Source organism: Caballeronia sp. dw_276, assembly GCF_018449635.1.
GTDB lineage: Bacteria > Pseudomonadota > Gammaproteobacteria > Burkholderiales > Burkholderiaceae > Caballeronia.
This window is the reverse complement of the sequence record NZ_JAAVUV010000014.1, coordinates 1-18,751: the sequence shown is the minus strand read 5'-3', so window position 1 is coordinate 18,751 and position 18,751 is coordinate 1. Positions and strand designations below refer to the sequence as shown.

At 59.4% G+C, this 18,751-nt stretch carries 18 protein-coding genes; 10 read left to right on the top strand and 8 right to left on the bottom strand.

Annotation, left to right across the window (positions count from 1 at the left end):
- Positions 1 to 10: 10 nt before the first annotated feature.
- The gene (locus HB633_RS25250; protein ID WP_213780842.1) at positions 11 to 424 is read right to left on the bottom strand and encodes a DUF2177 family protein; all 414 of its coding nucleotides are present in this window, start codon (positions 422 to 424) and stop codon (positions 11 to 13) included.
- A gap of 372 nt (positions 425 to 796) precedes the next feature.
- On the opposite strand from HB633_RS25250, the gene HB633_RS25245 reads away from it, so the two are divergent.
- The 3 genes from HB633_RS25245 to HB633_RS25235 all read left to right on the top strand — a co-directional run bounded on the left by HB633_RS25245 (position 797) and on the right by HB633_RS25235 (position 3,048).
- Entirely contained in the window at positions 797 to 1,477 is a 681-nt protein-coding gene (locus tag HB633_RS25245) for a PspA/IM30 family protein (RefSeq protein ID WP_213780841.1), read from the top strand.
- A gap of 170 nt (positions 1,478 to 1,647) precedes the next feature.
- On the top strand, positions 1,648 to 2,847 hold the full coding sequence (locus HB633_RS25240; RefSeq protein WP_213780840.1) for a tetratricopeptide repeat protein: 1,200 nt from the start codon (positions 1,648 to 1,650) through the stop codon (positions 2,845 to 2,847).
- 36 nt (positions 2,848 to 2,883) lie between these two features.
- The gene (locus HB633_RS25235) at positions 2,884 to 3,048 is read left to right on the top strand and encodes a hypothetical protein (RefSeq protein ID WP_213780839.1); all 165 of its coding nucleotides are present in this window, start codon (positions 2,884 to 2,886) and stop codon (positions 3,046 to 3,048) included.
- A gap of 122 nt (positions 3,049 to 3,170) precedes the next feature.
- Here HB633_RS25235 and glgX read toward each other — a convergent pair whose 3' ends face one another.
- On the bottom strand, positions 3,171 to 5,369 hold the full coding sequence (gene glgX, locus HB633_RS25230; protein ID WP_213780838.1) for a glycogen debranching protein GlgX: 2,199 nt from the start codon (positions 5,367 to 5,369) through the stop codon (positions 3,171 to 3,173).
- A gap of 245 nt (positions 5,370 to 5,614) precedes the next feature.
- On the opposite strand from glgX, the gene HB633_RS25225 reads away from it, so the two are divergent.
- The 4 genes from HB633_RS25225 (at position 5,615) to HB633_RS25210 (ending at position 9,574) form a co-directional block, all read left to right on the top strand.
- A complete protein-coding gene (locus tag HB633_RS25225; RefSeq protein ID WP_213780837.1) occupies positions 5,615 to 7,021 on the top strand; it encodes a DUF2252 domain-containing protein in 1,407 nt (468 codons plus the stop codon).
- Positions 7,022 to 7,240: 219 nt separating this feature from the next.
- Complete coding sequence (gene mscL / locus HB633_RS25220; RefSeq protein WP_213780836.1) at positions 7,241 to 7,684, top strand: large conductance mechanosensitive channel protein MscL; 444 nt, start codon at positions 7,241 to 7,243, stop codon at positions 7,682 to 7,684.
- A gap of 361 nt (positions 7,685 to 8,045) precedes the next feature.
- Entirely contained in the window at positions 8,046 to 8,534 is a 489-nt protein-coding gene (locus HB633_RS25215) for a hypothetical protein (protein ID WP_213780835.1), read from the top strand.
- 830 nt (positions 8,535 to 9,364) lie between these two features.
- A complete protein-coding gene (locus tag HB633_RS25210; protein ID WP_213780834.1) occupies positions 9,365 to 9,574 on the top strand; it encodes a dodecin in 210 nt (69 codons plus the stop codon).
- 113 nt (positions 9,575 to 9,687) lie between these two features.
- On the opposite strand, the gene HB633_RS25205 is transcribed toward HB633_RS25210, so the two are convergent.
- The 4 genes from HB633_RS25205 to HB633_RS25190 form a co-directional block, all read right to left on the bottom strand.
- Positions 9,688 to 10,791: a BMP family ABC transporter substrate-binding protein gene (locus tag HB633_RS25205; protein ID WP_213780833.1), complete on the bottom strand. Its 1,104-nt coding sequence runs from the start codon at positions 10,789 to 10,791 to the stop codon at positions 9,688 to 9,690.
- A gap of 70 nt (positions 10,792 to 10,861) precedes the next feature.
- Positions 10,862 to 11,791, bottom strand: a complete 930-nt coding sequence (locus HB633_RS25200; protein WP_213780832.1) for an ABC transporter permease — start codon at positions 11,789 to 11,791, stop codon at positions 10,862 to 10,864.
- A gap of 8 nt (positions 11,792 to 11,799) precedes the next feature.
- Entirely contained in the window at positions 11,800 to 12,906 is a 1,107-nt protein-coding gene (locus tag HB633_RS25195; protein ID WP_213780831.1) for an ABC transporter permease, read from the bottom strand.
- On the bottom strand, positions 12,903 to 14,495 hold the full coding sequence (locus HB633_RS25190) for an ABC transporter ATP-binding protein (RefSeq protein ID WP_213780830.1): 1,593 nt from the start codon (positions 14,493 to 14,495) through the stop codon (positions 12,903 to 12,905). Before HB633_RS25190 ends, HB633_RS25195 begins: the two co-directional genes overlap by 4 nt.
- 291 nt (positions 14,496 to 14,786) lie before the next feature.
- On the opposite strand from HB633_RS25190, the gene HB633_RS25185 reads away from it, so the two are divergent.
- Positions 14,787 to 15,719 carry a LysR substrate-binding domain-containing protein gene (locus tag HB633_RS25185; protein WP_056352995.1) on the top strand — a complete coding sequence of 311 codons (933 nt, stop codon included), beginning with the start codon at positions 14,787 to 14,789 and terminating at the stop codon, positions 15,717 to 15,719.
- Positions 15,720 to 15,722: 3 nt separating this feature from the next.
- Here HB633_RS25185 and HB633_RS25180 read toward each other — a convergent pair whose 3' ends face one another.
- Complete coding sequence (locus tag HB633_RS25180; protein ID WP_213780829.1) at positions 15,723 to 17,093, bottom strand: 8-oxoguanine deaminase; 1,371 nt, start codon at positions 17,091 to 17,093, stop codon at positions 15,723 to 15,725.
- Positions 17,094 to 17,162: 69 nt separating this feature from the next.
- Positions 17,163 to 17,459, bottom strand: coding sequence for a hypothetical protein (locus HB633_RS25175; RefSeq protein WP_213780828.1), 297 nt, complete (start codon positions 17,457 to 17,459; stop codon positions 17,163 to 17,165).
- Positions 17,460 to 17,573: 114 nt separating this feature from the next.
- On the opposite strand from HB633_RS25175, the gene uraH reads away from it, so the two are divergent.
- Both uraH and HB633_RS25165 read left to right on the top strand, forming a co-directional pair.
- Positions 17,574 to 17,927 carry a hydroxyisourate hydrolase gene (gene uraH, locus HB633_RS25170; RefSeq protein ID WP_213780827.1) on the top strand — a complete coding sequence of 118 codons (354 nt, stop codon included), beginning with the start codon at positions 17,574 to 17,576 and terminating at the stop codon, positions 17,925 to 17,927.
- Positions 17,928 to 17,997: 70 nt separating this feature from the next.
- Positions 17,998 to 18,751: urate hydroxylase PuuD (locus tag HB633_RS25165; RefSeq protein WP_213780826.1), on the top strand; the 754-nt coding region annotated here is incomplete at its 3' end.

The following is an 18,751-nucleotide window of genomic DNA, read 5'->3' as shown; positions in this document are numbered from 1 at the left end:
CGCGAGCGTCTCAGGTAACAGCCGCAACCCGCGTGGTCACGGCTACGGCGGCGGCAGTTGCAACTGCGCTTGCAAAGGCGCCCCACGCAATATCGATGAAAACGAGCGTCGTGCTCCAGCCCTTGAGCGTCGCCAGGTTTGTCAGGTCGTATGTTGCGTATGCGACTACCCCGAACAGCGCGCCGCTGATCAATCCGCGCATGACGCTGTTTTCCGCTATGCCCGGCACGGCGCAGAAATAGACCATCCCTATTATGTAAATTACATAGAAAATCGCTGCCGCGCCGAAGTTCGGTTTCGGCAGCAGCAGCGCCCCTATTTCGCGCTGATAGATGTTTCGCGAGATCACGCCGAGCCAGATGGCGTCGAGAACCAGGAACACGACAGCGGTAACAGCGAACGCGACAATCAACGTCTTCGACATGAGCGATCCGATACGTGAAGTAAAGCGTGATGGAAGCGTGAATTTTCCGTACGGGCGCGCATGGTGTACCGTGATGATTGCCGAGCTTGTTAAGCCCGGTTTAAGCCGGTGCATGTTCTAATGCGCTGGCCAGGGTACACCGTCAAGTAACGCGCGCCATGGACCGGCGGAGAAGCTCGCAACAAAGTGTATCGGCGAGCTTGCAATTAGCGCGCCCGGCCCGACTTAACCGACGCGCGGCGCAATGCGTGCCGCGTTCGAGCAACTTTAAAGTATGCGTTCATCGAATGTTCATGAACGTTGCAGTACGGCTTGCCAAAGGGTTCTCTGAAAGACCCCAAGGCACCCGAATCATTTTTCAGGAGGAAACTCATGTCGCTTTTGGATTCCATCTCGCGCACCGTCAAGGGCCTGCTGAACGACGCCGCCGACACCGTGCAGGACCCGTCGCGAGACGCTCGTCAGATCGTGCGCGAACTTGACGACAGCATCGCGAAAGCGGAGAACTCGCTGATCGAAATCGAGGCACAGGTCGCCACGCAGCAAAGCAAGCGCGATGTTGCGGCCGAAAAAGCCAAGAAGTACGAGGAAGGCGCCAAACGTGCGCTGCAAGGCGGCGACGAAGCGCTGGCCCGCGAAGCGTTGAGCGCGCAAGCCAATGCCGAATCGGAGCGTGACGCCTTGGCCGGCGAACTGGCGACTTTGGTGCCGTCGACGGATCATCTCAAGCAGCAAATCGAGGATATGCGCCAGCGCCGCAACGAGCTCAATTCGCGCTCGAACATCCTGCAGGCGAAGCAGCAGATCGCGACCGCAAAAGACGTGGCGGCAACGGCGCTTGGCGGGATTGGCGGAAAGAACCTGTCGGAAGACTTTCAAAAGCTGGAAGACAAGGTGCAACTGTCTAATGCACGTTCCGATGCCCGGCTGAATTCGGCCGATCAAAAGAGCGGCAAAGCGCTCGAAGACAAACTCGCGGCGCTCACCCGCGGACCGTCTGTTGAAGACCGCCTTGAAGCGCTGAAGAAGCAGATCAATACGCCGGCGCAATAGCTGGTTCAATGTAGACGGCGCGAAACTTGCGCCGCCTGGTCGTATAGATAGTTAATACGTTCCACGACGCAACGGCCGATAAAACTCATCGAGCTGTTGCGGGCAACATCCGGATATTGCATCGACATGTCGCACGAAATGGAGACGGGTGCGAACGCCCCGGTCCGCTGATGAAAAAATATGTGATGGCAGTGGCTGCATCGCTGATGCTGGTTTCGGCTGCGGCGTTTGCCGTTCCGAGCGCCGGCCAGATCGAGCAGTCGATGACGCAAGGCAACTGGAGCCAGGCCGAGTCCCAGTTGAACGAAGTGATCCAGGCGCATCCTAACAACGCCAAGGCGCACTATTTGTACGCTCAGGTGCTCGATCGTGAAGGCCGCTCGGCCGACGCGCTCGCTCAGATTCAACAGGCGAAGACGCTCGACCCCGCAATCAAGTTCACCGATCCGTCGCGCTTTAATGCCACGGAAGCGCGGATTCGCTCCGATGCTGAACGCGTGAATTCATCGGCGAATGTGAGCCAGGAGCGCTCGGGCAATGCGGTGACATCGGTGACGCGCAATCCGTTCAACCAGGGCGCGGTAGCGGCGCCGGAAAAACATGGCCCGTCCATGGGCATGTGGGTGCTGCTCGCGTTCGTGATCGCCGGGATTGCGCTTGTGTTGCGCTGGGGTCTGAAACGCGCGCGTTCGAATGAAGACGGTCAGGCCGATACCGATCGCCGCACGCAACTCAAGCGCGCCACGGAATTGCTCAACGATGTCCGCTCGCTCAAGCTTGATGTGCGTTTATCGACGCAACCGGGTCACGAAGCGATGCTCAAGGAAGTCGAAGGCATCGAGACTCAGTTGCGGCAGATGGTAGAAGCGTTGTCGAATTCGAAAAATCCCGTGCCGCCCTACGCGATCGAGGATTTGTCGAATCAGATCGACAGCGTGCGGGCGCGTTCGGAAGGACGGCCCGATCCTCGTGCGGCGGCGCCGGCTGCAAACCCGAACGACAACCAGTCGGTCTACGCGCAGGAAGCCGAGCGTTTTGGGCGCACGCCGCCAGGACAGCCGCCTTATTCGCCTTATCCGCAGCAACAACCGCAGGTCATCGTGCAGCAAGGCGGCGGCGGTTTTGGTGGCGGCCTGGGCGGTTTGCTGGGCGGCGTTTTGCTCGGTGAAGCGCTTTCCGGCGGTGGTCGGGAACGCGTGATCGAACGCGATGTTCCGGTGGATGTCGATGACGAATTGCGTCGCCGCGGCGGCGGCAACAACAATGGCGGCGGCCTGGATTTCGGCAATGGCTCCAACGACTGGAGCGACGGTGGCGGTGGCGTCGATCTCGGCAGCAACGATTCAGGCAACTGGGATAACAACAGCTGAGCCGTTTGTGGTGCGCCAAACAAAAAACGCTGGACGATGCGAATCGCCCAGCGTTTTTTTTATTTATCCGCCGCCGAGAAACCTCAGCAGCGCCCACAGGAATTTGAAGAAGCCGACGACGAATTCCCAGATCCGCTCGAGTTGATCCCAATCGGCGACATGCAAAAGCGCCGCCAACATCATGTTCTACGGGCGCGATGATGGACACGCGGAATGATCGAAAGGAGCGAGCAGAAACGGGGCGGCAACGGCTGGATAAAGTTCATGACCCGCATGATAGCCGTTGCGCCCCGCCTCTCGCAGGAACGTGCCTGCCCCGCTCGTCAGATCGTGTTGCCGCCTTCCGGCTCGACCTCGTCCGTCAGCGCTTCTTCAAGGCGCTTGAAGATGCGCTTCGTTGCGCCGCGCGCGTGCAGCGCGAACAACAACAACGAACGTCCGGTCACCTGGTACACGCCGCCCGAATCGAAGTCTTCGAGTTCTTCGCGAATTGGGGCGTTGGTATCGATCAGGCAACTCCACTGGTCGCTCCCGGGAATTTCCGGCAGCGTGTAATCGACCACGTCGTGATGCGCGTTGACAACCAACAACAACGTCGCGTCCGATGCCGGGCGTCGAATGCCGGTTGCCTGGGCGCGGCCATCGATAACCAGGCCAAAGCAGCGCATCGCCGGATCGTCCCATTGCTCGGGCGTAAGTTCGTCGCCCGATGGGCTGAACCATTTGACGTCGGCGACCTGCAGGTCTTCGTGGAACTCGCCAGTCAGGAAACGGCCACGACGCAGCACTGGCAACGTATGGCGCAAGGTTGTGAGCTTGCGCGCGAAATCGTTGAGGGCGCGGCCGTCTTCATCGATATCCCAATTCACCCAACTGATGTCGTCGTCCTGGCAGTACGCATTGTTGTTGCCTTGCTGCGTACGGCCGAATTCGTCGCCGGCGAGGATCATCGGTGTGCCTTGCGAGAACAGCAACGTCGCCAGCATGTTGCGTTTCTGACGTTCGCGCAGCGCGCGGATTTCAGGATCGTCGGTCGGACCTTCCACGCCGCAATTCCACGAGCGGTTGTCGGAGCTTCCGTCGTTGTTGTCCTCGCCGTTCGCCTCGTTGTGCTTCTCGTTGTACGAGACGAGATCGTTCAACGTGAAGCCGTCGTGCGCGGTGATGAAGTTCACGCTCGCCCACGGGCGGCGTCCGCGGTGGTTGAACTTGTCACCCGAGCCCGTGATGCGCGTGGCGAGTTCTGCCGCCACGCCCTCCTCGCCCTTCCAGAACTCGCGCACGGTGTCGCGATATTTGTCGTTCCATTCGGCCCAGCCCGGCGGAAAACCGCCGACCTGATAACCGCCGGGGCCGCAATCCCACGGTTCGGCAATGAGTTTGACGCTGGAGAGGATCGGGTCCTGCCGGCAACTGTCGAGGAAACCGCCGCCTTCGTCGAAACCGTAGGGCTCACGGCCAAGGATGGTCGCGAGATCGAAACGGAATCCATCGACGTTCATCTCCGTGACCCAGTAACGCAGGCTGTCGGTGACCATCTGCAACACGCGCGGATGCGAGAGGTTGAGCGTGTTGCCCGTGCCGGTATCGTTGATGTAGTAGCGCTTGTCGTCAGGCAGACGATAGTATGAAGCGTTGTCGATACCCTTGAACGAGAGCGTCGGGCCGCGTTCGTTGCCTTCGGCCGTGTGGTTGTAGACCACGTCGAGGATGACTTCGAGGCCGGCTTCGTGGAAACGGTCGATCATCTGCTTCAATTCGGAGATCGCGCCCGGGCCCTGAGCGAAAAAGCGCGGATCGGCGGCGAAAAAGCCGATGGTGTTGTATCCCCAATAGTTGGTGAGACCTTTGTCGGTGAGATGGCTGTCGTTCACGAACGCATGAATGGGCAGCAGTTCGACCGAAGTCACGCCGAGGCTCTTGATGTGCTCGATCACTTCCTTCGTGCCGAGACCCTCGAACGTGCCGCGCAAATGTTCCGGCACGGCCGGATGACGCTTCGTATAACCGCGTACGTGGGTTTCGTAGAAGATGGTCTGTTCCCAGGGCACGCGAACGCGCGTCGGGTGAACCCACGAAAAGCTCTGGTCGACGACCTGGCACTTTTGCATGAACGGTGCGCTGTCACGTTCATCGAAACTCAGGTCTTCGCCGTCGTCATCGAGCGTATAGCCGAAGACCGCCGGATCCCATTTCAGCTCGCCAACATGCGCCTTCGCGTACGGATCGAGCAACAGCTTGTTTGGATTGAATCGATGCCCGTTTTCCGGTTCGTACGGACCATGCACGCGATATCCATAGACAGCGCCCGGTTTCAGTCCAAACAGGTAGACGTGGAAGACTTCATCGGTGTATTCCGGCAATTCGATGCGCTCGAGTTCCTTTTCGCCGGTTTGATCGAAGAGGCAGAGTTCGACTTTCGAGGCGTTCGCAGAGAACAATGCGAAATTGACGCCCTCGCCGTCCCAGGTTGCGCCCAGCGGAAACGGCGAACCTTCGGCAATGCGGATATCGTGAGCCATGTATGCGAGTGTCCAGGTATTAGAGGTGATGCATTCAGAAGTTCATGCGTGTAGCTTGAGTTCGGGTGTCCTCGGGAAACGTTTAGGCACCGGAATTAGTCGAGTTCCGGATTGCGTCGCCCGGCATCGCCCATGGGAAGTAATTCTTAGCAGGTTGCGTGCCCGTTATTCGCCGTAGTCCGACCGGGGATGGCGCGCATCGTGCTCAGAGCGTGGTTCATTTACGTCCATCACGAGGCCTTCCTTTGCCCACTCGCTCCGTCTCCGCGACGACTGCGCCGGCCAGTTCTTCGAACGGTACCGCCGACGAAAGCCGGGCGCTCGGCCGATCGTTGCGCGATACCATTCCCTTCGACGCCCATGCCGGACCGCAGGCCGAACGCGATCGTCCCGACCCGGTCGAGCGCGTGCTCGCGAACAACGCGGGCCGGCAGGAGCGGCTCGTACCGCTGCGCATGGCGCGCATGGCGGTTTCACCGTTTGCGTTCCTGCGCGGCGCGGCGAGCGTGATGGCCTGGGATCTGGCAAGAACGCCGTCCATTGGGCATCACGTGATGATCGACGGCGACGCGCATCTCAACAATTTCGGCCTCTTTCGCACGCCGCGGCAAGACGTGGTGTTCGATCTGAACGATTTCGATGAAACCATTGTTTCGCCGTGGGAATGGGACCTGAGGCGGCTGACGGCGAGCATCAACGTGGCGGCGCGGGAGAACAGCGTGGATGCGAGTGGCCGCGAACGCGCCGTGCGTTCTGCCTGCGCGGGTTATCGGACGACGATGGCGGCGTTATGGCAGATACCCGCGTACGACCTCTGGCAGATGCGTTCCTACGCGAGTGTCCTGCATATCGAAGCGCCCGTCACGCTCGATTCCGCCGAAAAAGCGACGATCGCGAAAGCCGTCGAGCGGGCGACGAAGCGCAGCCACGCGACCATGCTTGCGCGCGTCGCGGAACCGGACGGAAAGAGCTGGCGATTTCGCGACGATCCGCCAATTCTCACGCGGCTCGACAAAGCCGAGACGAACCATGTGATCGAAGGATTGCGCGGGTACACGCAAACAATCGCCGGCGAGTGGCGCACGATGCTCGAGCGCTACGACGTTGTCGATGTCGCGCATCGGGTGGTCGGCGTCGGCAGTGTGGGAACGCGGGCATATTTGCTGTTGCTGCTCGGGCGCGCGCACGGCGATCCGTTGTTCATGCAGGTGAAGGAAGGCATCGTGCCGGCCGCTGCGCCCTTCGTGCCCGCCATGCCCGAGCCGTTCAATCATCAGGGACGGCGCGTCGTGCACGGGCAGCGTCTTTTGCAAAGTTCGTCGGACCCGTTGCTTGGATGGACGACCATTTCGGGGCGCGACTTTTATGTCCGGCAGATGAAAAACATGCGCGGATCAATCCCCGTCGACTGGTTGCATGGCGCCACGTTCGATTTCTACGCGTGGTGTCTTGGCTTGTTGCTTGCACGCGCCCATGCCCGTACGGGCGATGCCGCGCTGATTGCCGGTTATTGCGGCAGCTCGGACCGGCTGGACGCCGCGTACGCGCGATGGGCCGAGAGTTACGGCACGCAGACCGTTGCCGATCACGCCGCGTTCGTACAGGCAATCGCCACCGGACGCGTAAAGGCGGCGCCCCCGGAGAAATCCTGAGGATCACGCAGAAACCCTGTCTGATCGGCCTATCGCTTAAAAAAACCGGGGACGGGCACGCAATCGATTCGCTATCATTGTCATTATCCGTTTCAATTAATGGTGTTCCGAACCGCGCCAGTCCGGTTGCAGCAGCGTTTCGGACGATCGTTTAGATCCGATTCAAATGGCACATCCCTTGCTGCCGATTCTTATGAACTTAAACGGAGGAAGCAACGCATGAGCATGATTCAGGAATTCAAGGCCTTCGCCCTCAAGGGCAACGTGATGGATCTGGCAGTCGGTGTGATTATCGGCGGCGCGTTTTCTACCATCGTCAATTCGATCGTGAAGGATCTGATCATGCCGGTCGTCGGGCTGGCAACCGGCGGGCTCGATTTTTCGAACCTGTTCGTCAAGCTGGGTGAGATACCGCCGACATTCAAGGGTAATCCCGGTTCGTACAAAGACTTGCAGACTGCGGGTGTCGCCGTGTTCGGCTACGGGTCGTTCATTACGGTGTTGATCAACTTCATCATCCTGGCGTTCATCATTTTCCTGATGGTCAAGTTCATCAACAGCTTGCGCAAGAACGAACCGGCTGCGCCGGCTCCCGCAACGCCGGAAGACGTGTTGTTGCTGCGTGAGATCCGCGACTCTCTGAAGGGTTCGCCGCGCGTCTGAAGCCGTTTTTTCAATTGGCGTCCTGGGTTGATTCAGGGCTGATACACAAAAGCCCGCGCTGATAGCCGCGGGTTTTTTGTTTTCTGTATGCACTGTTGCGGCGATGCCGGTTCGTGACATTCGCTTGAATTTTCCTTGCGATTTTTGGCGCAGCGGCGTTTCGTAGGTCTATTATTGAGACATGAATGCCATGCGAGCCGCAGCAGGGTTTTCGGCAAGATTCGTGCGGCGTTGCACGAGAGGTCGAGTGACCCGGGTGCGGCGCCCTTATCCTGAATCGCCGTGAATCCACCACTTCGATGTGCTATAAAAGATCGACGTGTCCAGACAAACGAGCGGCCCGCCAGACGGGAGTGGCCGCATGAGGACGCAGCGTTTTTTGCAATTCTTTTTCAGGCGAATTTTTATGTCCTTCCCGAAAAAGCGTAGACGCGCGAAGGTCGATGGCGACGAGTCTTTCCTCGCCGTGCTTAGGCATTTCAAGCCGTTCGGCCAACTCGATACGAAGATCGCACGTGCTCGCGCCCAGGATGAACCGGTGTTGTACGCGCACGTCCTGCCGGGGCTCGATGTGCTTTTGTGCAGCGTGCGGGGCGCGCAGCCGCCGTACCCGGCGGTAGAGGAATTGCACAGGCGGTGTATTGAGTGCATTACCAATGCGCTGGAGCAGCCGCTTGATGGACTTGAGAACGGCGGGTATTGGTATGAGGCTAACGGGTTTGGGTTTTTGGTTTTTGCCAGCCGGGCACGGACGCAGATTTTGAGCGAGTTCGGCGCAACGGCGAGTTCCCGCGCGAGGCGGGGGGCGCGGCGGCAGGATGCGGGAGATGCTGCATCAAGGTTAAGGTAGCGTTGGCACTTGGGACGGGGGTTCTGCTTTTAAGGTCTTCGCGCGTTCCGTCCTGGCTGACTTTTTTAGCACTATTAGCCACTGTCCGTGGCGGGACTTCATTTCTTTTTCCAACGGCGAAAAAGAAACGAAGCAAAGAAAACGCCTTCCAACAATTGGCACATAAGTGTCCTAAGCGTGCAGTGACAACGATTTGGGACCCCAAAAGCACGCTCAGCGCATAACCTCGTCCTGTTGAAACCCTCCCCCTCCGTCAAAGGCAACCCACACGCTTCGCCACCAGTGTGGGAATCCGTTAACCAGGCTTCCGCGCTGCGCGCGCTAGCGCCCAAAATAAAGGGTCGGCCGCGCCGGTAGCGAGGCTTTGGGTTCAAGGTGCTTGAACCTGTTGTGGGCTATTCAGTTGTTATGCGTAGGCTAGATTTTCGTATTAACGGATTCCCACACTGGTGGCGAAGCGTGTGGGTATCCGTGAACGGAGGGGGAGGGTTTCAAGTGTTCACGGTTATTCGCCAAGCGTGCTTTTGGGGTACCAAAACGTTGTCACTGCACGCTGGGGACACTTATGAGCCGATTGTGGAGAGGCGTTTTCTTTGCTTCGTTTCTTTGTCGCCGTTGGACAAAGAAATGAAGTGCCGCCACGCACAGTGGCTAATAGTGCTAAAGAGAACAACTAAGACAGAACGCGCGAAAGCCCAAGCAGCAGCAACCCAGCATCAACCCACCTGCCCCAGCGCCAGCTCCCCTCCCCTAGGCTCAAGACTTGCTGAAACACTTAAGCGCAACTCAAGCCCGCCCAGCGGAAAAGCCGAACAAAACCAGGAGAACCCATGACCGATCACGTCTACAAGCAAATCGAACTGACAGGCTCCTCCACCCAATCCAGCGACGATGCCGTGCGCGTCGCGCTGGAAAAAGCATCGAAAACACTCCGCAACCTGCATTGGTTCCAGGTCACCGAGACCCGTGGCCAGATCGAAGATGGCAAGGTAGCCTACTGGCAAGTAACCCTTAAAGTTGGACTGCGAATCGACGATTAAGATTAATCGCGACGCAGACAACAAAGGCCGCGCTCCATCCAGAGCGCGGCCTTTTCATGTGACGTGAATGTTGACACGCAACAAGTAACTCTTGCTAACAGTCGAGCGTCGGCTTACTTCGGCAACGCGCCGTCCACGCCTTCTACATACCAGTTGATGCGCTGCAATTCCGGATCGGTCAGATTCTTGCCGGCTTCGATCTTCACCGCGCCCGTCTGGTCCTTGACCGGCCCCATGAAGACATCCCATTTGCCGCCTTGCAGTTCCTCGCGCTTCGCCTGGACTGCCTGCATCGCTTTGGCGGGGACTACGGCCGTATTCATGTCTTCGATATCAACCGCCTTCTGCGGCATGCCCAGCCACACCGGATCGGTCTTGACCTTCCCCGCCAGAAGCTGCTCTACCATCGTGTTGTAGTAGACGCCCCAGTGCGACACCACCGAACCCAGATGCGCGCTCGGACCGAATTTCTTCATGTTCGAATCCCAGCCGAATGCGTACACCTTTTTCTCGGCGGCAGTCGCCAGCGTCGCGTTCGAATCGGTGTTCTGCAACAGGACATCGGCGCCCTGTCCAATCAGCGTTTCCGCCGCCTGCTTTTCCTTGCCCGGATCGAACCAGCTGTTAATCCAGATGACCTTCGTATGAATCTTGGGATTCACTGAGCGCGCGCCCAGGGTGTACGCGTTGATGTTGCGGATCACTTCAGGAATAGGCACCGATGCCACGAATCCCAGCGTATTCGTCTTCGTCACATAACCGGCCGCGACACCCGCGAGGTATGCGCCCTGATACATGCGGTTATCGTAGACGCCGAAGTTTTTCGCCTTCTTGTAACCCGTCGCGGTCAGAAAAGTGATGTCCGGATAATCGCGCGCCACTTTCAGTTCGAAGTCCTGGTACCCGAAGCTCGTTCCCAGAATCACCTTGTTGCCCTTGGCGGCGAGGTCGCGAAACACACGCTCGGAGTCCGCCGATTCCGGCACGTTTTCCACCCGCGTGATCTTGATCTTGTTGCCGTATTTGGCTTCGATCTCCTTCGTGCCGGCATCGTGGGCAAAGGTCCAGCCTGCATCGCCGGGATTGGAGAGATACACGAACGCAATGCCGGGTGCATCGGCGGCCCGCGCCGGGGCAGCAACCATCGTGGCCGAGAGCGCGAGCATTGTGCCCACAGCGCCCGCCGCGCCCAACGTGTTCAGCCAGCTTTTTTTCATCGTGATTCTCCTGTCGATGTGTCGATGTTGTTTATGAAAATCGTGGTGCAAGGAATCAAATAACCGGCGCTCAGCTCGCCGCGAAAAACGGCTTGCCAAGGGACGCCGGTGCGTTGAGCTTGATCGTGTTCGGATTGCGCGAGATCAGCACCAGCACGACGATGGTCGCAAGGTACGGCAGCATCGCGAGAAATTGGGTCGGAACCGGCACGCCAATGGCCTGGGCGTAAAACTGCAGCGCCATCACGGCGCCGAACAGCAACGCGCCGATAAGCAATCTGCCCGGCCGCCACGTCGCGAACACGACCAGCGCGAGCGCGATCCAGCCGCGACCGGAGGTCAACTGCTCTTGCCACAAGTGCAGGTAGACGATCGAGTAATAGCCGCCGGCGATGCCCGCCATGCCGCCGCCGAATAGCGTCGCGGCATAGCGCACGCCGACCACGGGAAAGCCGACCGAATGCGCCACCGATGGCGACTCGCCGACCGAACGCAGCACGAGCCCGGCGCGCGTCTTGTAGAGGAACCAGCCGATCACGCCGAACATGATGAACGCGAGATATCCCAATGGCGTCAACATGAAAAAAGCCGGCCCGATGACGGGAATGGAGGCGAGACCGGGTATCGGCAGAACGTCGATGGAAGCGCGCACCGCTGCCGACGTATAAGGCTTGCCGATATAAGCCGAAAATCCGATCCCGAATATTGTCAGCGATAAACCCGTCGCGACCTGATTGGCGAGCATGGTGATGGTGAGGAACGCGAACACGAGCGACATGAGTACGCCCGCGACGACCGCGCCCAAGATCCCCAGCCACGGGTTGCCGGTGATTGCGGTCACGGCGTATCCGGTGACGGCGCCCATCAGCATCATGCCTTCCACGCCGAGGTTCAACACGCCCGACTTCTCCGCGACGAGTTCGCCGGCGCCGGCGTACATCAATGGAATGGCCGCGACGACCGCACTGGATGCAAGCGAACTGGCTTGATTGATGTCCATGTATTTATCTAGGAATGCGCGTGCGCGACGACCCGCCGGCGCACCCGATAGTTGACGAACAAATCCGCGCCCAGAAGACAAAACAGCAGCAATCCCTGGAACACGCCGGCGAGCGCCTGCGGCAGCTGCAACGACGTCTGTACCGCTTCGCCGCCGAGATAAAGCAGCGCCATCAGAAGACTCGCCAGCACGATCCCGACCGGATGCAAGCGTCCGACAAACACGACGATGATCGCGGTGAAGCCATACCCCGGCGACCATCCGGCCTGCAATTGTCCGATCGGCCCCGCGACTTCGCCCATGCCGGCCAGCCCCGCCAGGCCGCCGCTCAAAAGCAGCGACGTCCAGATGGCTTTTTTATCGGAGAAACCGGCGTAGCGTGCGGCCAGCGGCGCGAGACCGCCGACGTTCATGCGATACCCCGCGAAGCTCTTGCGCATGAACAACCACACGAGCGGGATCGCGATCACCGTCAGAAACACCGATGCATTGATCCGCGTTCCCTTCAGCCACGCCCAGCCCCAGTCGCTGTAGAGACGCGGGAATTGGGCGGCATCGCTGAACATGGCGGAGATGGGGAAGTTCATGCCTTCCGGGTCGCGCCACGGACCGCTCACCAGATAGATCAGCAACTGCGTGGCGACGTACGTGAGCATCAGGCTCGTCAGGATTTCGTTGGTGTTGAAACGGCTTTTGAGCAACGCGGGAATCGCGGCCCACACCATGCCGCCGATCACGCCGCCGATCATCATCAGCGGGAGGATCCACCAGCCAGTGGCATCGGGGAGATGAATCGCGATGCCACCCGCGACGATCCCGCCAAGCAGCATCTGCCCTTCCGCGCCGATGTTCCACACGTTCGCCCGATACCCAACCGCCAAACCCAGCGCGATCAGACACAGCGGCGAAGCCTTCAAGACAAGCTCGGACCAACCATTCACGTTAGACAACGGTTCGATAAAAAACCCGTGCATCGCGCGCAAGGGGTCTTGCCCAACGAACGTAAAAATCAGGAAGCCGATAATCAGCGTCAGCACGGCGGCCACCACCGGCACGGCGAGTTGCATGGCGCGCGACGGCGTCGGCCGCGCTTCGAGTCGATACGGAAAATTCATGATGTCGGTGCCGTGGTGTCGAGGGCGACGGGGTCGGCGCGATTGCCATCGAAGAGACCGGCCATGAAGAGGCCGATTTCTTCTGCGTTGGTAAGACCGGTTTCACGGACCGGAGAAAGTTTGCCGCGAGCCAGAACAGCGAGGCGGTCGCAGATATCGAAGAGTTCTTCCAGTTCCTCCGATATCACCAGGATCGCCACGCCGCGCGCGGCCAGGTCGAGCAGTTGTTGCCGGATAAAACCGGCGGCGCCGACATCGACGCCCCATGTCGGTTGCGCGACGACGAGCACCTTGGGCTCCTGCAAGATCTCGCGGCCCACGATGAACTTCTGCAAGTTCCCGCCCGACAGGCTTTGCGCAAGCGCGCCATTGCCGCCGCAGCGGACATCGAAGGCGCTGATGCAGCGGTCGGCGAACGCGCGCATCGACTTCGTGCTGATCCAGCCTCCGCGCACCATGTGTTCGCGATGCCCGGTCAAGAGCGCGTTTTCTGCGAGCGACATGGCCGGCACCGCGCCGCGTCCGAGCCGTTCTTCAGGCACGAAGGCGAAGCCGAGCGCGCGCCGGCCGCCGGCGCGGTATCGCGCGGCGGGCTGGCCGACGATCGTGATGGCATCGGGCGCGATGTTTTTGTCGCGGATCTCGCCTGAGAGCGCGGCCAGCAACTCAGCCTGTCCGTTACCTGATACACCCGCAATGCCGAAGATCTCGCCTGCGTGCACCGCAAACGAAACATCCTTGAGCGACGTGCCGAACGGATCGGCGCTTTCCACCGACAGGTTCTTCACTGCGAGTTTCACTTCGCCCGGAGTGTGTGCGCGGCGCGTGTAATCGGGCAGCGAATGCCCGACCATCAGTTGCGCGAGCGATGCGTGCGTTTCCTTGCGTGGATCGACACTTCCCGTTACGCGGCCGCCGCGCATGACCGTCGCGGTCTGGCACAGCGCCTGGATTTCATCGAGTTTGTGACTGATGTAGAGAATGCTGCATCCCTCGGACGCCAGCCGGCGAAGCACCGTAAAGAGCTTTTTCACCGCTTGCGGCGTGAGCACGGATGTGGGTTCGTCCATGATCAACAGACGCGGGTTTTGCAGCAGGCATCGGACGATCTCTACGCGTTGCCGTTCGCCGACCGCAAGACTGTGCACGTGCCGTTGCGGATCGACATCGAGTCCGTAATCGGCCGACACCTCGCGAATACGCTTGCTCAAGCTCTTCAGGTCGAATTTATCGTCAAGCGCCAATGCGATGTTCTCGCCGACCGTCAGCGTATCGAACAGCGAGAAGTGCTGGAACACCATGCCGATACCCAGCTTCCTCGCCGCCGCCGGACTGCCGATCTCGACCGTCTCGCCGTTCCACTGGATCTCGCCCTCGTCCGGCCGCACCGCGCCGTAGATGATCTTCATCAGCGTCGATTTGCCGGCGCCGTTTTCGCCGAGCACCGCGTGGATTTCGCCCGGTTCGACGACGAGCGTTACGTCGTCATTGGCCTTGACGGCGGGATACTGCTTGCTGATGCCGCGTAACGCGAGGCGCGGAACACGTGCGTCGCCGGGCTGAATGGATGAGGAAATAGCGTCGCCCATATGGACTCAGAAAGTGCGGAAATTGCGCAAAACCGGGGTGACCGGTATGACAGCAACGGAAACATGCAGTCTGCGAGGAAAAGATACCCAAAACGGTGCGGGGCGTCGATTGCTCAAAATAGTGCGCGCGATAAGTTCACTCCGAAGTCACTTTCAAGCAACAACCCGCCATTGCAGCGCTTGCAACGAACGCGCTCGGGGTATGCCTGGCTTGACGCCATAAATGTGTCATATTAAAAACAATATGTCCCGCACCCTGGTCTATCAGCTAGACCGTATATTGGAGAAAACATGAGTCAGCAACGCGAAGCAATCGATACTTACTTGTTACGCGTCCTGCACACCCTCCTCATGGAACGCAGCGTCACGCGCGCGGCCGTGAAGTTGAATCAGTCGCAACCGGCCATCAGCGCGGCGCTCAGACGTCTGCGCGATATCACCGGCGATCCGCTGCTCGTGCGCGGCAAGGCCGGCATGGTCCCGACCGAATACGGTCTGCGCCTGCTCGAACCCACGCAAAACGCGCTGCGTGAAATTGAACGCATCAAGGTCCAGCAACATAATTTCGAACCATCCACGTCCGTGCGGTGTTACCGGATTGGTTGTCCGGATTACCTGAACGTGCTGTTCGTGCCTACCGTAGTCGAGCGGTTCCGGATCGCCGCGCCTAACGCCACGCTCGAATTCCATTCGCTTGGTCCCGCTTTCGACTACGAACTCGCGCTGGAAGAAGGCAAGCTGGATATCGTGGTGGGCAACTGGCCCGAGCCGCCGGAACAACTGCATCTCTCGAATCTTTTTGTCGACAAGATCGTGTGCCTTGTCAGTTCCAATCATCCGTTTGCAAGGCGCGGCGCGCTTACGCTCGATCAATATCTGAACGCGCCCCATCTCGCGCCGACGCCGTATTCAGTTGGTCAGCGCGGCGCAATCGATGTCCATCTCGCCCGCGAGCGCCTGAAGCGCCATGTAGTCGTCACGCTGCCCTACTTCAATCTCGCGCCGTACGTGCTGATCAAGTCGGATCTGGTGTTCACGACCACGCGGCTTTTCGCCGATCACTACGCGAAGTTCCTTCCGCTGACCGTAGTGCCCGCGCCGCTCGACTTTCCGCCGATGCAGTACTACCAGTTGTGGCACGAGCGCTGCCATTACTCCGACGAAGTGCGGTGGCTCCGTCACCTCGTCGCCGATGCGACGCGCTCGTTGATCGATGTGCCTTGATTGCTAGCGGGCCATTTCCATCAGCTTTCCCGCCAGCAGGTTATGACGCTCGACGATCGGACCCAGATCGACGGTCGTCAATTGACCGTGACGCACGACCACTTTCCCATCGATAACACTTGTAGATACCTGCGACGGCGCGCAAAAAACCAGCGCGGCAACAGGATCGTGCAATGCGCCCGCAAACGCGTGATGGCGTAAATCAAAGGACACAAAATCCGCTGCCATGCCGGGGGCCAACGCGCCTATGTCGTCGCGGCCCAGCACTTTGGCGCCACCTAGGGTCGCGATTTCCAGGGCTTCGCGCGCGCTCATGGCGTCCGGCCCGAAACCCACGCGTTGCAGCAACATCGCTTGCCGCACTTCGGCGATCATTTGCGCGCCATCATTCGATGCCGATCCATCCACGCCGATTCCCACGCTCACGCCCGCATCGCGCATCGAACGAATGGGGGCAATGCCCGATGCCAGCCGCATATTCGAACACGGACAATGCGCGACGCCCGTCCCCGTGCGCCCAAACAGTTCGATACCCGCGCGGTCCAGCTGCACACAATGGGCGTGCCATACGTCCGGCCCGACCCAGCCGAGATCCTCTGCATACTCGGCCGGCGACATGCCGAACTTCTCACGGCTGTAGCTCACGTCGTTCACGTTTTCGGCCAGATGCGTATGCATCGATACCCCATATTCACGAGCCAGCAGCGCCGAATCGCGCATCAGTTCGCGGCTCACCGAGAACGGCGAACACGGCGCCACGACCACGCGCAGCATGGCGTAACGGCCTTCGTCGTTATAGGTTTCGATCAGGCGTTGCGTGTCCGCAAGGATCGCGTCTTCCTTCTCGACGACCGAATCAGGCGGCAATCCGCCATCCTTCTGCCCGACGCTCATGCTGCCGCGCGCCGCGTGAAACCGCATGCCGATCTGCTGTGCCGACGCAATGCTGTCATCGAGCCGTGCGCCATTCGGATAAATGTAGAGATGATCGCTCGACGTGGTGCAGCCCGAAAGCAGCAACTCGGCCATGGCCGTCAGCGTCGATACTTCGATCATCTCGGGCGTCAGGTTCGCCCAGATCTCGTACAAACTGGTGAGCCAGCCGAACAGCTCGGCATTTTGCGCAGCCGGCACGGCGCGCGTCAGGCTCTGATACATATGGTGATGCGTGTTGACGAGACCCGGAATCACCAGGTGGCCCGACATGTCGAGCACTTCATCCGCTTCCTGCGGCAATTCACTCGTCGGACCGACGGCCACGATCCGGTTCCCTTCGATGAACAATGCGCCATCGCGAATCTCGCGGCGTGCGTCGTCCATGGTCACGAGCACCTGCGCATTCTTCACCAGCAAGGTTTTTTGCTTCTGTTGCATGTCGATCTCCGCTACTTCACTGTTTTCCGAGGGCGCGAAGATATCACTCAACCTCACGCATTTACCCGGTTACCCAGCGTCGATCGCCGTCTTCGGGATGCCAGCCAGCCGCGCTGTGCAAGGCACAACTGTCACCAGCCAAAAAACCGCTGACAATGCGAAGGCCGCCATAGTTGTCTTCACAGACTCAATATGATCGTGAATTTTGGCGCGGGTAGCATCGGCGGGAAGCGATGAAAAAGGGTTGGAACGACTGAACGCTGTAACGTCGGTTTCAGGGTTTTCGCTCATGTGCTGCGGATTATCTTGCTTATCGCGCGCGTCACGGTCACTGCAACTTTTTACAATGCTGAACACGGCGCGCATCCACTCACGCCGACGGGTATGTAGCCACGTTTGTGGAGCCTCGATCCGCCGCTCAAGTCTGTTCCAGACGGTTCGATGCGCAGCCGCTCCTCGCACACTACAAGGACAACGCGAATGGGCAAGCTAACAACCCACGTACTCGATACCGCGCACGGCCGTCCCGGCGCCGGCATCAAAGTCGAACTCTTCGTTCTCGCCGGCGATACCCGGCGCCCTCTTCTCACCACGCACACCAACTCTGACGGTCGCTGCGACGCACCGCTGCTTCAAGACGATGCGTTCGTCACCGGCGAATACGAACTCGTATTTCATGCCGGCGATTACTTTGCAGCCAATGGCGTGACGCTGCCCGAACCGCGTTTTGTGGATCGCGTGGTGCTGCGCTTCGGCATTGCGGATGCCTCGTCGCACTATCACGTGCCGCTGCTTGTATCGCCTTGGGCATACAGCACGTATCGCGGGAGCTGAGGTTCGTTGGAGTTTCGTTCAAGAGCTGGCCTTCGAGGCTTGATTAAAGAATTCGTGGTGGAGACGTTTCATGCAAGGTTTTATTGTTGACTGGCTGAATCTCGCGTTGCGCTGGCTGCACGTGATCGTGGCGATCGCGTGGATTGGCGAGTCCTTCTATTTCGTGGCGCTCGATAACAGCTTGAAACCCGCTAAAGATCCCGCCGCGACAAAGCGCGGCGTGTTCGGCGAGTTGTGGCACGTGCACGGCGGCGGCTTCTACAACATGCAGAAGTACACCGTCGCGCCGGAGAATATGCCCGAGGATCTGCACTGGTCGAAGTGGCCCTCTTACACCACGTGGATGTCCGGTTTCGGCCTGTTCATGGTGTTGTATCTGTTTTCGCCGAGCACATATCTCATCGATAAAAACGTGCTCGACATGGGGCCTGTCGTTGCAGTTTCGGCGGCGTTGGGGTTCTTGCTCGCCGGCTGGATTGTCTACGACTCGCTGTGCCGTTTGCTTGGGAATCGCGACCGGTTGCTCGGGATTTGCGTTGGCGCTTACGTGATCATCGCCGCGTGGTTGGCATGTCATGTTTTTGCCGGACGCGCTGCTTATTTGATTACGGGCGCGACGCTCGCAACCATCATGTCGGCCAACGTGTTTTTCGTGATCATCCCCGGCCAGCGCAAGATGGTCGCCGCGATGCTCAAGGGTGAAGTGCCCAACGCCATTTATGGCAAGCGTGGCAAGCAGCGTTCAGTGCACAACACATATTTCACGTTGCCGGTGGTGTTCGTGATGTTGTCGAATCACTACGCGATGACTTACACGCATCCGT

Bases quoted from the DNA above. Each gene is read 5' to 3' on its own strand.
- HB633_RS25195 (WP_213780831.1), bottom strand. From the start codon at position 12,906: ATGAATTTTCCGTATCGACTCGAAGCGCGGCCGACGCCGTCGCGCGCC.
- HB633_RS25185 (WP_056352995.1), top strand. From the start codon at position 14,787: ATGAGTCAGCAACGCGAAGCAATCGATACTTACTTGTTACGCGTCCTG.
- HB633_RS25240 (WP_213780840.1), top strand. From the start codon at position 1,648: ATGAAAAAATATGTGATGGCAGTGGCTGCATCGCTGATGCTGGTTTCG.
- HB633_RS25205 (WP_213780833.1), bottom strand. From the start codon at position 10,791: ATGAAAAAAAGCTGGCTGAACACGTTGGGCGCGGCGGGCGCTGTGGGC.
- glgX (WP_213780838.1), bottom strand. From the start codon at position 5,369: ATGGCTCACGATATCCGCATTGCCGAAGGTTCGCCGTTTCCGCTGGGC.
- HB633_RS25200 (WP_213780832.1), bottom strand. From the start codon at position 11,791: ATGGACATCAATCAAGCCAGTTCGCTTGCATCCAGTGCGGTCGTCGCG.
- HB633_RS25210 (WP_213780834.1), top strand. From the start codon at position 9,365: ATGACCGATCACGTCTACAAGCAAATCGAACTGACAGGCTCCTCCACC.
- HB633_RS25250 (WP_213780842.1), bottom strand. From the start codon at position 424: ATGTCGAAGACGTTGATTGTCGCGTTCGCTGTTACCGCTGTCGTGTTC.
- HB633_RS25235 (WP_213780839.1), top strand. From the start codon at position 2,884: ATGCGAATCGCCCAGCGTTTTTTTTATTTATCCGCCGCCGAGAAACCT.
- HB633_RS25245 (WP_213780841.1), top strand. From the start codon at position 797: ATGTCGCTTTTGGATTCCATCTCGCGCACCGTCAAGGGCCTGCTGAAC.
- mscL (WP_213780836.1), top strand. From the start codon at position 7,241: ATGAGCATGATTCAGGAATTCAAGGCCTTCGCCCTCAAGGGCAACGTG.
- HB633_RS25215 (WP_213780835.1), top strand. From the start codon at position 8,046: ATGAGGACGCAGCGTTTTTTGCAATTCTTTTTCAGGCGAATTTTTATG.
- uraH (WP_213780827.1), top strand. From the start codon at position 17,574: ATGGGCAAGCTAACAACCCACGTACTCGATACCGCGCACGGCCGTCCC.
- HB633_RS25180 (WP_213780829.1), bottom strand. From the start codon at position 17,093: ATGCAACAGAAGCAAAAAACCTTGCTGGTGAAGAATGCGCAGGTGCTC.
- HB633_RS25190 (WP_213780830.1), bottom strand. From the start codon at position 14,495: ATGGGCGACGCTATTTCCTCATCCATTCAGCCCGGCGACGCACGTGTT.
- HB633_RS25175 (WP_213780828.1), bottom strand. From the start codon at position 17,459: ATGCGCGCCGTGTTCAGCATTGTAAAAAGTTGCAGTGACCGTGACGCG.